This is a genomic window from Streptomyces sp. NPDC111656 (genome assembly GCF_055656965.1).
Map to the genome: position 1 here is coordinate 1 of NZ_JBVKCA010000023.1, position 14293 is coordinate 14293.

Consider the following 14293-nt stretch of genomic DNA (forward strand, 5'->3'; position numbering starts at 1 on the left):
CCCGGTGACACCACCCCCCAGGTCATGCGTTCGACAGGGGGGAACAGCCATGCCGGGCCCAGAGGCCAGCGGTCCTCTTGCAGGACCGCAAAAAAGATAACGGGGGGTGACCTGGGCGCGCAGGAGGTCGCCCAGTGCGGCGCCGAGGGAGTTGCCGCGGCGTGTGGGTCCTGCCATCAGTCGTCACCTTCGGGGATGAACTCGCCGGGCTGGATGAACTTGGCCTTGACTTCCCCGAAGCCGGTCCCGATCCAGTACGTGGCGGGCGGCGTGCCGGGGGGTGTCCAGAAGGCGGCCGCGTCGACGTTGTGCAGGGCGATGAGCTTGTGCCCGTCCTGGACGGCCCGGAAGGCTACCGCCCAGTGGCGCACGGAGGCCTCGGCGACCATGCTCATGCGCCAGTCGGGCCGCCAGAACGGGGACCGCTGTTCCGTGCGCTTGGGCCACAGCAGCCGCAGAGCGATGGACAGCCGCGTCTTGTACGCCTTGTAGGGGTCACCGCCGGCTTGGACGAGCTCGGTCCGTGCTTTCCGGGTGGCCTCGTAGAAGGGTTTGAAGAGCGACTCGTTGGCCTTCCCGGTCCAGGAGTCGTGGATGGCCGGCGCCCCTGCTCGTCCGGCCGCTGGATGATCCGCCCCAGGGGGTGCGGCATGTCGGTGTGGTTCCACTCCGGGATGTCGATGAGGTAGATGTCGGCCTGTGTCTTGTCGAACGCTTGGAGGGGGCCAGTGTGCAGCAGTTCGTTCGGGGCGAGGGGGACGGCCGAACAGGCGGACGGGTAGCTGCCGTTGCGGTCGATCAGGCACATCACGCCCTCGCCGAAGGAGTCGGGCACGTCGAGCCGGTCGCGCCGGACGCGCCTGCCGTGCGCCTTGATGTGGAGAACACGCGTGAGGGTGACGTCGGGGTGCACCCAGCGGGGCTCACCGTCCATGTCCTCGCTGATCAGGGGCCAGGGACCGCTGTCGCATTCCTCGGTGCGGATGACCGTGATCGGGTGGATCTTCGAGCGGGCGCGCGTCCTTGAGGATCTTCAGGGCGGGAAGACCGCTCCCTCGGGTTCGTCCTTTTCATCCCCCGGGACCAGGCCGTCCTCGTCTTCTTCTTCGTCGACGTCGTCGGGGCACCGAGGTCCTCCACGACCCTTCGGGTGACCTCACCCGATGGCCCGAGGACCATGGACAGCAACCGATCGATCTGTCCGTCATCCTGTCTGTCAAGTCAGAAGACCGTGTCGAGATGATCGCTGTCCCACACGGCAAGCGCACCCCGCGCACGGGTCACCATCGGGCCGATCTCCAGGTCTCCGCCACCGTCATCCGTGATCAGGCCGACCGGCTGCGCGGACAGTGGCACGATTTCGTCCGCCACCAGCCCCGGGACGCCGAAGGGATGCCGTACGGGCCGCCGTTTCCCTTCGCCGCCACGCATGACCTCAGGCCGTCCCGGAGCACGGTCGTCCCGATGATCGAGGAACTGGCCAAGAGCGGGGACCCCACACTGAAGCGGATCCTCGCGGGGACGGACAGCGATCTGGTGTGGTTCCGCGAGTTCCTGCTCGGCGAGCTGCGCCGGGAGGGCCTACGCATCAGCTTCGACTCCCCCGACCTGTCCCTGCCGTGGCCGATGCTCGCTGTGCGGACCGAGGACTCGGCCACGCCCTCGTTCCTCGGCTATCGGCACGAGATCGATCAGACCGGGGCGTCGTACGCACCCGTCTACTCCCCCGCCGTCCGGTCCCTCCCGGTCACCAGCCTCAACACCGACACGGCACTCGACGGCATCGGCCGCTCGGAAGAGGTATCCGAACTGCTCGGCAAGCGCTCCCAGTTGACCGTTCGCACCCACTCGGACGAGCTGCTCAAGTCGCTGGCGGACGCGGAGTTCGACGAGGACCTGATGTACTTCTGGTGCCACGGCGCCTTCAACGAGTACGGCGCCCACCACACCATGGGGGTCCGGCTCTCGGACGACAAGGTCATCGACGCGGATCGGGTCCACGAGCATCGCGAGGAACTCAGTACCGCGCAGGAGTCGGTGTTCCGCCCGTTCGTCCTGCTCAACGCCTGCCACGCGGGGGTGCCGGCGGCGACGGCCGAGTTGGAGTGCCTCGGCAAGGGCTTCATCAAGCACGGTGCGACCGGAGTGCTGGGCCCGCAGATCGAGATCCCCCAGATCTCCGCCTCGGAGTACGCGCACGCCTTCCTCGACCGGTATCTGACGGGGTCGCAGACCGCGGGAGAGATCTGCCGCGCCCTGGTCCGCCACTTCCTCGACGACCTGCACAACCCGCTCGCCCTGGCCTATCTTCTGTACTGCGGCATCGACAGCCTCCTGGAGATCCGACCGTGCACCTCATCACCCTTGACCTCGATGAACGGGGACGGCTCCGCTCTGCCGACGGCCGTCATACCGTCCCAGGCCACCGAATCGCCGACCATCTTGCCGAGCACCTCCGCACCCCTGACCGAGTGACGGACCTCTACGTCTACGTACACGGCTGACAGACCGCGCCATCCACCGCGCAACGTCGCGCGACCTCCCTGCTCACACGAACCCGGGAACTGCACGCCGCTCATCCGGACCGCTATCCGCAGTTGGCCCGAGGGTACCGGCCGACGGTCGTCACCGTGCGCCGGCCGTCGTCCAGCTTGCCCTCGCTCGGCGGCTACCGTCGTATCCGCGACCGCGCCCATGCAATGAGCGCACCCGCTCAGGGCCACGCGCCCCACGTTCTCGCCCACCTTCTGGGTTACCTCGACGCGCAGCGCCCCGACCCGACGGCTCCCCCGGTACTCGCCAACCGCAACGGCCAATACCTCCATCTCGTGGGCCACCCGTTCGGCGGCCGCTTCCTGTGCGAGGCGGTGCAGTGGGCGGCGAGGCCGGACGCGCCGCGCGTCCTGGGGTGGAGTGCGCGCGCGACGCCCGGACGCCCCTTCAGCGTGGACAGCATGGTCATCTTCCAGATGGCGGCACCCCGCGACGCGTTCGACCGTCTTTCCCGTCCCTGTTCCCTTCGGGCGCGAAGTCCGGCGCTCCGTTGCGCGGACCGCTGGTGCTGACTCACTCCCACTGGGACCGGGCCACCGGTTTCTGGCATCTGCGCGCGGAGGGCTCCGCCGACATCGGTCACTCGGGGGCCGGCGCGGCACCGGTCCCCCAGTTCCATACACGGCTGTTGCCGGTGCACGAGCGTACCGGCTCTCGACACTGGATCACCGACTCGTCAACGTGGATGCCAGCGTGCGGTTCCGCGGCAGCGCCCGTACCCGCCTGGCCCCCGCCGGAGCCCACTCCGACTTCGACCACCCCGAGTCGGCGCATCTGCTGCTGAGCCTGGCGGCATTGTCTCGCTGACTGCGCGGCGGACATGACACAGGGGGCAGACACAGCTCGCTCAGTGATCAACAGACTCGAGCCCCGCGTGATCGCCAGCAACCTGTCTGCGCTGCTGCCCAGGCTGACTAACACAGCTGGGCACTCAGCTTCCCAGGCAAGCTGGTGCGCTGGCCGCGGGGACGAGTCACGCGGCATGCCGGTCGGCGTCTGCTCCACGGCCTCGACAACTGCGCGACCCTCAGATCTCCCTGCGCGCGGTCACAAAGAAGCGGGCTCCGTCGGGGTCGGTCTGGATGGCCTCGGTCGAGCCGAGGCCCTGCTGGTGGGCCGTGCCGCCGTGGGCGCGTGCGGCGCGGGCGGCGGCCTCGACGTCGTCGACGGTGAAGTGGATCTGCCAGTGCGGCCGGATCGTCGGGTCGGGCGCCGCCTCGACCGCGCCGGAGTGGATCCGGGCCACCACGTCGCCCCGGCTGCGCAGGACGACCTCGTTGTCCTCGTAGCGCACCTCGCAGGACCCGGGGGCCGAGGACGCCAGCATGCGCAGGAGAAGTTACGCGATCAGGGCCACCACCATGGCGATCAGTCCGATCGCTATGAGTGCCACCACCGCCATGATCAGGGCGAGTGCCATCGGTCCCCATCCCTTGCCCACCCCGGGTGGCTCCGGATAGGAGATGCCATAAATGCCCCCTTCGGCGGGCGGTGTCTCACCTGGCCACACACCGCGGCCCGGTTCGGTTCTCGGAGTTCGCGTCGGGTCGGGGTCAGGAGTCGTCATGGCGCACGCTCCTCTCGGGGCCCAGCTCCCCGTGGGCTGGTCACATCGTTGGGTTTGACAGATGTTCAGCGGGCTGGCGGCGTGGGGGCCCGCCGCCCGACCGCGTGGGGGTGGCAAAGAACAGGCCGATCGATTCGGGTCTCCAGGAATCTCACCACTCGTATGGAGGGGGACGCGCTACGTGTCGGGCCGCGCCGCGCTGATGTTGCCAAGAGCGGACTCCGGGTCGCGTTCGACGCCCAGGTCGCCGAACGCGTCCGCAGTCCGCGTAACCGCTCACCCTCGGCGACCAGAACAGCACCAATGTCATCGTCCCGCATCACGGGCCACGACTGCCACCGAGGTCTGCGGTTCGATGGTCACCGGGGCCTTGGTCATGACGTCGCTGACATGCCGAATCACGGAACCATCCCTCCGTGTAGTGGGCGGTGCTTTCACCGCCGTTCGGCCTCCGAGTACCCGCAGTCGATCGGTCCCAACGCCGTCACCAGGAGCGCTCGCGGACGGCGCTCAGGATGCCGGGTTGTCGGAGTGGGGGGACCGATGAAAAGCGGCATCTCCGAGCCAGCGACGCCGACGATCCGCAACGCCACACCCATAGTAGGACTCGGTCAGGTCGAGGTGGATCTTGCTGGCTGGTGTCTGGTCCGGGGTCGGGGCAGGGGCTGGTGGCACGTGGTGCGCAGGCCTGTCCAGCAGCTCAGGAGGTCTCGGAGGGCATCGAGGCTCTGGTAGTGGGTGAGCCCGCGGAAGGATCAGCGAGCCAAGGGCGGCTGCTACCTGCGGGTACTGGTGGTGGACGGTCGCCGCAAGTCCATCCAGGCCGTGGCCTCGCGGCTACCGGACGCGTCGGCGCCCCGGGTCCCGGATGCCCGTTCCTACGAGGTCGGGCCGGGCGCCCGCCGCCTCGACCGCCGTCGCCCTACTCGTGCCATTCGACCCCTCCGACGTGCTGTGATGAGCCTCACCGCAAACATGAGGGCCCCCTCAAGTACGCTGGGCAGCGTCGAACATGAGGGCCCCCTCCGAATGATCTTCACAGTTCGGCACCGGCCGATCCGGATTCCCCGGATCACGGACAGGACCGCCGCCCGGTCAACGGAATCGCGGCACATCACAAGGAGATGACCATGAACAAGTGGATCAAGCGCGTCTCGACTGCTGTCGCTTCTGCGGCGCTGGCAGGCGGAGCCCTTCTCGGAGTCAGCGGCACGGCGTCAGCAGCGACGGCCTCGGCGCCCGGGGCGCACACACAGTCCGCGATCACCGCCTTCACCACCGGCGGCGACCGCGCGAACGGATACCAGAGCACTCACCACGACGCACAGGACGACAGCTGGGGCGCACCGCGCGGCTGGTACACGAACGACGACCGCCAGGGCCACTACGGGGAAGAGCGCTGGAACGGTAGCCACCTGTACGTCTGGGACGGGTACCGCTGGAACGAGGCGACGACGTACCGCGTCAGCGCCGAGCGCTGGTACCTGGACCAGGTCGCGTGGTACGCGGACCAGCGCTGATGCGGTCGCAGGCCGGCGCGGTCGGTTTGACCGGCCGCAACGACGTGGCTTTGGGGTGCGCCGTTGCGACTCGTCAAACCGACCGCTCGCCGGGCCGACATCGAGCGCGAGCCGGAGAAATCGCCCCCGGGCGAACAAGGAGAACACGCGGGAACCGCGTGGGCTGCTCCCGTCCACCGGCGCCTCCGGTCGCGCCGGCGGTACCGCCACCGCCGCGCCTCGAAGCACACAGGGAGCCATCGCAGTGCCGGGCGAGCGGGTACATGGAAGTGAGGAACAGTGAGATCGGTCAGAACCGTGGCACACGAGCTGCCCGTGCGGCTCGTCTTGTCGCACGACCTGTCGGTGTCGATACATGCAGCACTGCAGTACGACGCGGATGATCCCTATGCCGTGCGTGCCGTCTTCCACCCCCTGGCCCAGAGCGGAACGGTCGAGTGGTTCCTCAGTCGCGACCTGCTGGCTCAGGCTCTGAGCGAGCACACCGGGCACGGAGACGTGCGCATGTGGCCGACCAGTGACTCGGGACGCGATGTGGTACGCATGGTTCTCAGTTCGCCTGCGGGATCGGCCCTGCTCGAGTTCCCCGCGCAGGGCGTGGAATCCTTCCTGCACGAAACGTGGTCCGCGGTGCCGCCGGGGGCCGAATCCAGCCGGTTCGACCTGGACGCCGAGCTGGCACAGCTGCTGGCGGAAAACTGAACGCCATCCCCCTGGACGGTGACGCCCCCGTGGGAGTGAGGGCCCGGACGCCGACCGCGGCACCGGGCCCGCCGCATGTCCAGCTGTATGCCGTGTTACACGACGTCGTATGCCGTGTTGCACGATGTCGTCAGCCGCGGCTCATGCCTCGTCGCGACACTCGCGGCACTCCTCTTCGGGGCACTCGAGCGTGGTGAGGGTCTGCGCGAACTGCTGAGGGGTCAGCGGGGGCTCGGGCAGCTCGTGGGCACACTCGGCGCGGAAGGCGTCGAGCAGCAGGTGGAGATGGCGGCGCCAGGCGTTGGGAGCGACGGCACGAGTGGCCTGGATGATCCCGACCTGGGACCAGATCACGAAAGCGATGTCTTCCGGAGTGACATCGTCACGCAGGACACCCTGCTCCTGGGCGTTCTGGAAGATCTGAGCGACCCGCTCCTTCGTGCGCTCGAACATTCCCCTGCCGAGCGCGTGGACGGGCAGGCGGGCCGAGACCAGGTCGTTGAAGGCCCGGTCACAGGCCTGCAGTTCACAGAGCTTTTCCAGGTAGAAGCAGAACCCCTCCCAGGCGTCGTCCATGGCCGCAGCCTCTTCGGCCGCAGCGAGCAGATCCGTGAACTTCGCGGTGAAGAGCTCCTCGACAAGGTCGAGCCGGCGCGGGAAGTGCCGGTAGACCGTGCCGATCGCGACACCCGCCTCGCGGGCAACACCCTCCAGGGAAGCGTCCAGCCCCTGCTCGGCGAAAGCCTTGCGGGCAGCGGCCACGATCGCGTCCCTGTTGCGCTGCGCGTCGCGGCGCAGCGGTTTGACCGGCGCCTGGGGCGCGGACAGGACGTGCTGGTGACTCATACATCCAGACTAACATGAGGGACCCCTCGAATTAGGCTGTGATCGTGCTCACGGTACGGACGGAACGTGGTCCAGCGCGCCGAAGACGACCAGACTCCGGCACAGGCCGCCTAGGAGGCCCTAGGGGATCGTGCCGCTGTGGGTGAGCAGCGGCACGGCCTCACACATAGACGAGTGTGAAGCGCTGAGAGTCGGACCCGTCGCAAGCATCGCCCTCGATCCTGGCGCCGTCGCTGACGCCCGTCACGGTCCAGCAGAGCCCCATGGACAACGACCTGAACCCGATGCCTGGCTGACCGTACTCGGCGAAGTACGTGAAGCGCTGATGAAAGGAACCCTCCCTGCACTCCTGCTGGATGATCGGCCAAGTGATCCCGTTACCCCCGGATGCGCCGTAGATGGTCAGGCACTTGTCCGCGAACGTCCTGATCTCGTGGGTCGGGTTCGCGACGCCATCGTTCATGCTCTTGAAGCGCTGGGCGGGAAGGTTCTGGCACCGGTTCTGTTCAAGCGAAGCGCCGTCGCCGGTGCTCTGGTTCCTGATGGTCAGGCACTTGCCCGTGGACGTCTTGATCTGAACGAGGTGGTAGGCCGGGGACGCCTGCGCGGGCTGAGCTACTCCGATCATGGAGGCAAAGACTGCCGCTGCGCCGGCTACGGCTACGGCTACTGTCGGCCGTCGCAGGAACCTCATCATGGTGCCGATCACGTGGCCTCTTCTCCTTCGTGGGACGCGCCAGCTCGCAACGCTCGCGCTGGTCAGCACCGCTCAGGCTTCCCTGTCGATGGCATGAGGAAAGGGCAGACCACCCGGTGTGGCCGATACCCAGCGCACCTGCCACCCCTGCGGGTGACTGGACAGATCGAATCTGGCCACGCACCCACACCATTCGCGGAAAGCGCGGTCCCTCAGCCCTTCCGATTCCGAAACGGCCCGTGCTATTCGCGCCCTTGCGGCCCACTCCCTGAGGTCGACATGGAGGTATCCCTGCCCTGGCTGGGCACAGCACCTGCCGCGGCGGTCTTGCACCGGCTGCAGGTTGCGTCACGCTGGAGCATGGCGGTGCCGCAGCCGTGCGATGTCGGGACGCGCATGTTTCGGAAGGGGATCGCGATGTTGTCAGACCAGGTGGCCCCATGACATGGCCGCACCAGCGCCCACACGCGGTCGTCGCACTGGCGTTGCCGGGAGTCGTGGCATTCGATCTCGCGACCGCCGCTCAGGTCTTCGGGTTCCGCGACGAAGCTGCGCACTACTCGTTCACCGTGTGCGGGCTGCGACCGGGCCCGGTCCCCACCTCAACGGGCTTCGCCATCGACGCAGCGGCAGGCCTCGATGCCTTGGCAACAGCTGACACGGTGATCGTGCCCGGCTTCTACCCACCGGTAGAACCGGACGCCGACGTGCGCGAGGCGCTGCGGTCTGCCCACGAACGTGGCGCACGCCTGGTTTCGGTATGTCTGGGCGCGTTCGCGCTGGCCGCCGCCGGTCTGCTCGATGGCCGTAGGGCAACTACCCACTGGCGCGAAGCCGACGAGTTCCGCCGACGCTATCCGACCGTGTGGCTCGACCCGGACGTACTGTTCGTCGACGGTGGCAGCATCCTCACCGGCGCGGGCCAATCCGGGAGCGTCGACTTCTACATCCACGTGGTCCGCTCGGACTTCGGGGCAAGCGTCGCCGACGCGGTGGCCCGCCGCATGGTCGTGGCCACCCACCGGTCAGGCGACCATGCCCAAGACCCGCGTAGGGATGCGCGCGACGACGACGCCGACCACCTGGCCCGAACCCTCGAATGGGCGATCCAGCGGATGCACCAGCCGCTGTCGCTGACCCACCTGGCCCGGCATGCGGGCATGCCCACACGCACGTTCTCCCGCCACTTCCGCGAACGAACCCGCATGACACCGATGCGCTGGCTGTCCGCACAACGAGAGCTGGAGGCGCAACGGCTCCTCGAAACGACCGACCTACCGGTGGACCTCATCGCCGAGCGATGCGGGCTGGGTACCGCAGGCAATCTGCGCCTGCACATGTCGCGCGCGCTGGGCACGACACCCACCGAATACCGCCGAACCCACCGCCGTAGCCCGGACGGGCCCCTGGCATGACAGCGCTGGTGGCGCGACTCTGACGACAGCTGGCCAGATCCGCACGATCACGACCCCGCCAAGCTGCGACCTTGGGAATATGACCAACTTCGACAAGCTACTCGAGAACAACAAGCGTTTCGCGGCTACCGATTTCAGGGACCACCTGCCGGAGATCCCGTTCATCCCCAACCAGCAGGTCTATGTCTTGACCTGCATCGATCCGCGTGTCGACCCCGCAGCCACCCTCGGTCTGCGACTCGGAGACGCGATCGTGGCACGCACCGTCGGCGGCCGGGCAAACCAGTCGTTCCTCGACGATCTCGCGTGGATCAGCTACCTGCACGAGACTGTGACCCCCGACACCGATTGGTTCGAATTGGCCGTCATCCACCACACCGACTGCGGGTCGGCCCTGATGGCTGACGACAAGCTGAGCCGCGGCTTCGTCCAGCGCGGCTTCGAGGAGACGCGCCTACGGGGCACCGCGGTCACCGATCCGGCCTCCACAGTTCCCATCGACGTCGACAAGATCCTGCATTCGCCGTCCGCCTCGGGCCGTATTCGAGTCTCGGGCTACAGCTACGACACCGCCACCGGTCGCCTCACCCTGGTCACGCCACCGAGGTCCAGGGACCAATGACCCGCCACCGAGCCGAGGTTGTCCGAGAAGCCCCGGTCAGAGCGGTGACTTGGTAGTTCGAAGAAGATCGGCAACCAACGTGACAGGGCCGCCGGCACCGGCTCGTCGAAGTGGACCGTTCAGAGGCGCAAAGGCGTCATGGCCGTAAACGCCTGCCCCCACACCCAACCGTGGGTGGCAGGGCCGCGTCGGCACAGGAGTACTCCCGGTGATCCAGTGCCGCAACGGGAACAGGCACAACCGGCCTGACCGTACGTCACGCACTGAAACCCACAGACAGGAAGCAGCCCAGCATAAGTTCGACGTTTCTCAGATTTCCCGGGTGCAGCGGACGCCTATGGGCATCCCTGGCCGCCTTATTGCCGACCACGGCCGGGGTGGTGGCCGTCGCGGCACCACAGACCGCCGCAGCGCCGGACGACCCGCCCCGTGGTGGCACTGCAGGAAGCCGACTCGGGGCCTCCGCCGGTGCTCCAGGGATTCGACGACAGCACCACCACTCCCGATCCCCGGCCGCACCCGAACATGCCCATGACCGTCAACCAGTCGCCCTGGGAGTACCCGGGGGGCGGTTGTACACGGTGTACTTCCTGGAGACAGACCCAGGTGACGCGGGATGCCCAGGGCACCCTGACGTGGGGCGGCCAGCGGGTCAACCTCGCCGTGGTGACCCAGGAACACACCGATGACGTCAGGGTGGTCAACAATCCCGCGTTCAACCCGAACTCGGCCAACGACGACTACCGCTCCCGCCGGGCCCTGGGCATCCGGCTCGGCAAACACCATCCACGCCCGCGGCGCCTCCGAGTACCAGCAGCTCCTGGCCGCGGTCCGGCGGGACGTGCCCGCCGGCCTGAACTACGTCGCCGTCGCTCTCGCAGTCACAGCCTGTCGGGCCGGCTACTTGATCTACTTCACCAGTCTCGACGACATGGTCCACAACCTCAAAGCAGCCGAAGCCGCGGGTCGGCTCCTCAACAAACTCGGCACCTACCTGCGGCCCAGCGTCCTTGTCGTTGACGAGGTCGTCTACCAGCCCCTCGAACGCGCCGAGGCAAACCTGGTCGTACAGGTCATCTCGAAGCGTTACGAGAAGGGCTCGATCATCCTGACCTCGAACAAGACCTTCATCCTCCGTCAGCGCGCGGTCGATGTCCGTGAGTACTCTGCCGCTGGCTGTCTCCCTCGACGCGCACAACCACCGGGTCGCGCTGGTCCATTCCGCGGCCGTCAGCGCGAGCGGGACGTGAGAGCGGACGCACGCCCGTCACGCTGAGGTGCGCGGCAAGCATGTGCTTGCCGCGCGCTCAAACCGCTCGGAAGCGCCTACCAGGCGCTCGCGGTCAGGGCACCACCGTCCCCTCCGCGAGCCGCGGCTTCCCCTCGCCGCCCGCGTTCCAGCCGCAGATGTACACCTGGTAGTGGTGGCCGGGGGTCAGACCGGTGATGCGGCGCAGCGGGCGCACCGTCGGGGCGTAGCCGTAGACCTTCGCGAAGACGAACGGGGTGTCCGTGTCGTAGACGTAGACGGCGTAGCGGGTAAGGGAGTCGTCGTACACCGGGGTCCAGCTCACGTCGATCTCACCCGGCCCCGAAGCAGTGGCGCCCACCTCGTCCGGCGGCTTGGGCACGGTCGGGTGGGCGACGCCCGAGACCGGCGCCGACCAAGGCGACTTCAGGATGTCGGCGTCGCCCGCGACCTCCCGCACCCGGACCTCGTAGCGATGGCCGTCGACCGGCTGGAAGCTGAACTGCCAGGGCAGGTCCCACCGGTTGAATTGAGTGGAGGGGACGGCGTTCTCCCAGGGCTCGTCTGTGCCGGAGACCACCTCCCGCCACTGGATGTCGTAACTGTGCGCTCCAACGATCTTGTTCCACGTCACGGTGACGCCCTGCTGGGAGCCGTCGAACGCCAGGCCGGTCGGTGTGGTCACCTGCCGGTCGGGGAAGCTCGCAGGGGCCTCGGGCACCGACGTGCCGATTCCCAGCCCGTCGTGCAGGGCGGCGCCGAAGGCGGACGCGATCCTGTACTCGCCCAGCGGGTTGGGGTGCAGCCCGTCGTAGGCGGTGGCGCAGGTCTTGGAGGACGAGTCGCAGCCCATCGCCTTGTCGATGTCGGCGATCATGACCGGTGACGAGGGAGTGGACCAGCCGGGTGCCGCCGCCGCGAGTGTGGCGTTGTAGTCCCTGGTGCGCTGCGGGAGTTGCGGGTTGGCGTCGCCGAGAGTGGTCCGCTGCGGGACGTTGGCCAGCACAATCTTCACGTTCGGGTTGGCCTTGCGGGCGTTGTCCACGAACTTCTTCATGGTGTCGGCCAGGCCGGCACCGGCGCCCTGCCAGCCGATGTCGTTGAAGCCGAGTTCGACCAGGAGCACGTCGGGCAGATGTCCCTGGGCGCCCTGGGCGGCCATGACCAGCTCGATGGTGCCCACGTCATCGCCCAGGGTGCGGCCCCACATCGCGTAGTGGCCCGAATCGCCCTCGACGAAGGCCGGGTCGTCGGTCTGGGCGTAGGGGCCGGTGAACTGAGAGGGGTCGGGCTGCGGCGGTGGCGGGTCCTGGGCGCTCTCCACCAGCGGTGGCGGCTGTGGCGCGTGCGCCTCCTGCTGCTTCGCGGTCCCGGTCAGCGGTCCGACGAAATGGGTCTGCCAGCTCTGGTCCCTGGCCCACTCCCACAGCCGGTAGCGCCACGTACTGTCGCCCTCGTAGCCGTTGCTGATCGAGTCGCCGACGACCATCACGTTGCACGCCTCGTCCGCCGCGCTGCACTGCTCGGAGGAGGCTGCCACAGCGGGCTTGAGCCCGTCCTGGAAGCTGCAGACATCGTCGTACGGCTCCGACCAGTTGCGCGTGAACGACCTGGAGCGGTCGAGGATCTCAAGACGGTACGGCCGTGTGTCACTGCTGCGGCGGAACCAGCCGATGAGCCCGTCGGTGTGTTTGACGTGGTAGCTGGGGTTCGCGGGACCACTGTCATCAGGCTCTATCGAGTACCTGTACCCCTTGGCGGTGGGGTCGACGTCATCGTCCCGGGTGCCGGACCAGGGCTCCCCTCCGATGTACGCCCGGCCGTCCAGGTAACTCCAGCTGTCGCGGTCCTTCTCGTCGTAGTGCCGCCACTTGAAACCGTATTCGAGGTCCTGCTCGTCGTACGGGACGCAGGCCAGCGCGGCTTTGTTGCGCAGGTGCACCTGGCCGTTGCAAGTGCTGGCCCACCACCAGGCGTTCCAGATCAGCTTCTCGTGTACGAGGTCGCCCGCATCGATCTGCCAGATGCACTTGACCTTGCCGCTCTTCTTCAGCTCGGGCAGCTCGCGGGTTTCCCAAGTGTTGTCGTCACGTACGCACTTGCCCTTGACCACCCACGCCTGATCCGAGGTCTGCCGCGCGAATTCGGCCGAGGCGAACCTCCAGATCTCCTTGGCGTTGTTGTCCGGGGTGTCGAAGGGCGGCATCTTCAGGCCCGCGTCCGCGAGACGCATCTCCAGAGTCCTCTGGTGACGCTGCCGCGCGTACTCCTCGACCATCTTCTTGACGCTGTCGTCCTCGCTCTGGCAGGAGCCGATCCGACCGGTCCAGAAAAGGTTGTTGGCGGGCCCGCTCGCCACCGCGGCCCGCACCTGATCCTGTGTGGGTATGTCGGCGGCGTTCACGCTCGGGGCCAGAGCGGTCTGCCCGAGACCGAGCAGGGCGCCGACCACCATGAGCGTCAGCCATCTGCGCCATGCCGACCGCGGGCGGCCACCGCGCCGCGCGGGATGCGCCGTCAGCACGCGAAGCACCCCGCTCCCGGCCGACCAGTTACGAACGCACGCCGAAGCCCGAGCGCCGTACTGAATCCCACCGACTCTCGAGGCCCTGCCGGCCCGGCGCCGACGACAGTCCGTAAAGCCCGAAAGGGGCGCTTGCCCCGTCCTGACGCACCCATTGGCACATCAGGAGTTATGCATGCCGTCAAGAAGACTCCTCGGTGGGGATTGACCGCCAGGGGGATAACGAGTGGATTATTGCCGCACCTTCAAGCTCAATGGGGAGCAGTGAAGCAGGAGTTACCTATGAGTAACATCGCATGCAACTAGCCATGGATATCGATGAGTTGCCAACCGCCGACCTTCCGGAGACAGAAGTTGCCGAATGAACAGCGCATTTCAGCCACAACGGAATCGATCACGCCATCGCGAAATACTTGTTGGGGATATTCACGCCCATTCGATTACCACCATGACGAAGCCCGCACAATTCCTCGGCGGCCGTAGGTCTGTCGATCACGGGAAAGGGCGGGCGCCATGAATGTCGACCCACTGACGGAGCACGAAGCCGACGCGGGCCTGAGCCAGGGCTTCGGCGCAGTCGCATGACGTCCGGTTCCGT

General features: G+C 67.6%; 12 protein-coding genes and 2 pseudogenes. 8 read left to right on the forward strand and 6 right to left on the reverse strand.

From position 1 onward, the window contains the following. Nucleotides 1-176 precede the first annotated feature (176 nt). A complete protein-coding gene (locus ACZ7M3_RS42995) occupies nucleotides 177-668 on the reverse strand; it encodes a hypothetical protein (protein WP_472071070.1) in 492 nt (163 codons plus the stop codon). A gap of 571 nt (nucleotides 669-1239) precedes the next feature. On the opposite strand from ACZ7M3_RS42995, the gene ACZ7M3_RS43000 reads away from it, so the two are divergent. The 3 genes from ACZ7M3_RS43000 (at nucleotide 1240) to ACZ7M3_RS43010 (ending at nucleotide 3360) form a co-directional block, all read left to right on the forward strand. Next, entirely contained in the window at nucleotides 1240-2475 is a 1236-nt protein-coding gene (locus ACZ7M3_RS43000) for a CHAT domain-containing protein (RefSeq protein WP_472071072.1), read from the forward strand. Nucleotides 2476-2630: 155 nt separating this feature from the next. Beyond that, a complete protein-coding gene (locus ACZ7M3_RS43005) occupies nucleotides 2631-3065 on the forward strand; it encodes a hypothetical protein (RefSeq protein WP_472071074.1) in 435 nt (144 codons plus the stop codon). Nucleotides 3066-3234: 169 nt separating this feature from the next. Further along, the gene (locus ACZ7M3_RS43010) at nucleotides 3235-3360 is read left to right on the forward strand and encodes a hypothetical protein (RefSeq protein ID WP_472071076.1); all 126 of its coding nucleotides are present in this window, start codon (nucleotides 3235-3237) and stop codon (nucleotides 3358-3360) included. 220 nt (nucleotides 3361-3580) lie between these two features. Here the strand turns inward: ACZ7M3_RS43010 and ACZ7M3_RS43015 are convergent. Further along, a pseudogene (locus tag ACZ7M3_RS43015) lies at nucleotides 3581-3874 on the reverse strand (VOC family protein); the annotation flags it as partial. Between the two features lie 18 nt (nucleotides 3875-3892). Continuing rightward, on the reverse strand, nucleotides 3893-4120 hold the full coding sequence (locus ACZ7M3_RS43020) for a DUF6480 family protein (protein ID WP_351317523.1): 228 nt from the start codon (nucleotides 4118-4120) through the stop codon (nucleotides 3893-3895). A 1130-nt stretch (nucleotides 4121-5250) separates the two neighbouring features. Here ACZ7M3_RS43020 and ACZ7M3_RS43025 point away from each other — a divergent pair. Beyond that, on the forward strand, nucleotides 5251-5640 hold the full coding sequence (locus tag ACZ7M3_RS43025) for a hypothetical protein (RefSeq protein ID WP_472071078.1): 390 nt from the start codon (nucleotides 5251-5253) through the stop codon (nucleotides 5638-5640). A gap of 297 nt (nucleotides 5641-5937) precedes the next feature. Then, the gene (locus ACZ7M3_RS43030; protein WP_472071080.1) at nucleotides 5938-6342 is read left to right on the forward strand and encodes an SsgA family sporulation/cell division regulator; all 405 of its coding nucleotides are present in this window, start codon (nucleotides 5938-5940) and stop codon (nucleotides 6340-6342) included. A 141-nt stretch (nucleotides 6343-6483) separates the two neighbouring features. On the opposite strand, the gene ACZ7M3_RS43035 is transcribed toward ACZ7M3_RS43030, so the two are convergent. Together ACZ7M3_RS43035 and ACZ7M3_RS43040 are read right to left on the reverse strand one after the other, a co-directional pair. Continuing rightward, on the reverse strand, nucleotides 6484-7188 hold the full coding sequence (locus tag ACZ7M3_RS43035) for a TetR/AcrR family transcriptional regulator (RefSeq protein ID WP_472071082.1): 705 nt from the start codon (nucleotides 7186-7188) through the stop codon (nucleotides 6484-6486). A gap of 160 nt (nucleotides 7189-7348) precedes the next feature. After that, on the reverse strand, nucleotides 7349-7897 hold the full coding sequence (locus tag ACZ7M3_RS43040; RefSeq protein WP_472071084.1) for an RICIN domain-containing protein: 549 nt from the start codon (nucleotides 7895-7897) through the stop codon (nucleotides 7349-7351). A 428-nt stretch (nucleotides 7898-8325) separates the two neighbouring features. Here ACZ7M3_RS43040 and ACZ7M3_RS43045 point away from each other — a divergent pair, with 428 nt between their 5' ends. The 3 genes and pseudogenes from ACZ7M3_RS43045 to ACZ7M3_RS43055 form a co-directional block, all read left to right on the forward strand. Next, the gene (locus tag ACZ7M3_RS43045; RefSeq protein ID WP_472071086.1) at nucleotides 8326-9300 is read left to right on the forward strand and encodes a GlxA family transcriptional regulator; all 975 of its coding nucleotides are present in this window, start codon (nucleotides 8326-8328) and stop codon (nucleotides 9298-9300) included. 79 nt (nucleotides 9301-9379) lie between these two features. Then, nucleotides 9380-9922 carry a carbonic anhydrase gene (locus ACZ7M3_RS43050; protein WP_472071088.1) on the forward strand — a complete coding sequence of 181 codons (543 nt, stop codon included), beginning with the start codon at nucleotides 9380-9382 and terminating at the stop codon, nucleotides 9920-9922. Between the two features lie 850 nt (nucleotides 9923-10772). Then, nucleotides 10773-11051: pseudogene (locus tag ACZ7M3_RS43055) on the forward strand (ATP-binding protein); the annotation flags it as partial. A gap of 214 nt (nucleotides 11052-11265) precedes the next feature. Here the strand turns inward: ACZ7M3_RS43055 and ACZ7M3_RS43060 are convergent. Continuing rightward, nucleotides 11266-13695 (reverse strand): GDSL-type esterase/lipase family protein, encoded by a 2430-nt coding sequence (locus ACZ7M3_RS43060; protein WP_472071090.1) that lies wholly within the window; start codon nucleotides 13693-13695, stop codon nucleotides 11266-11268. Between the last annotated feature and the right edge of the window lie 598 nt (nucleotides 13696-14293).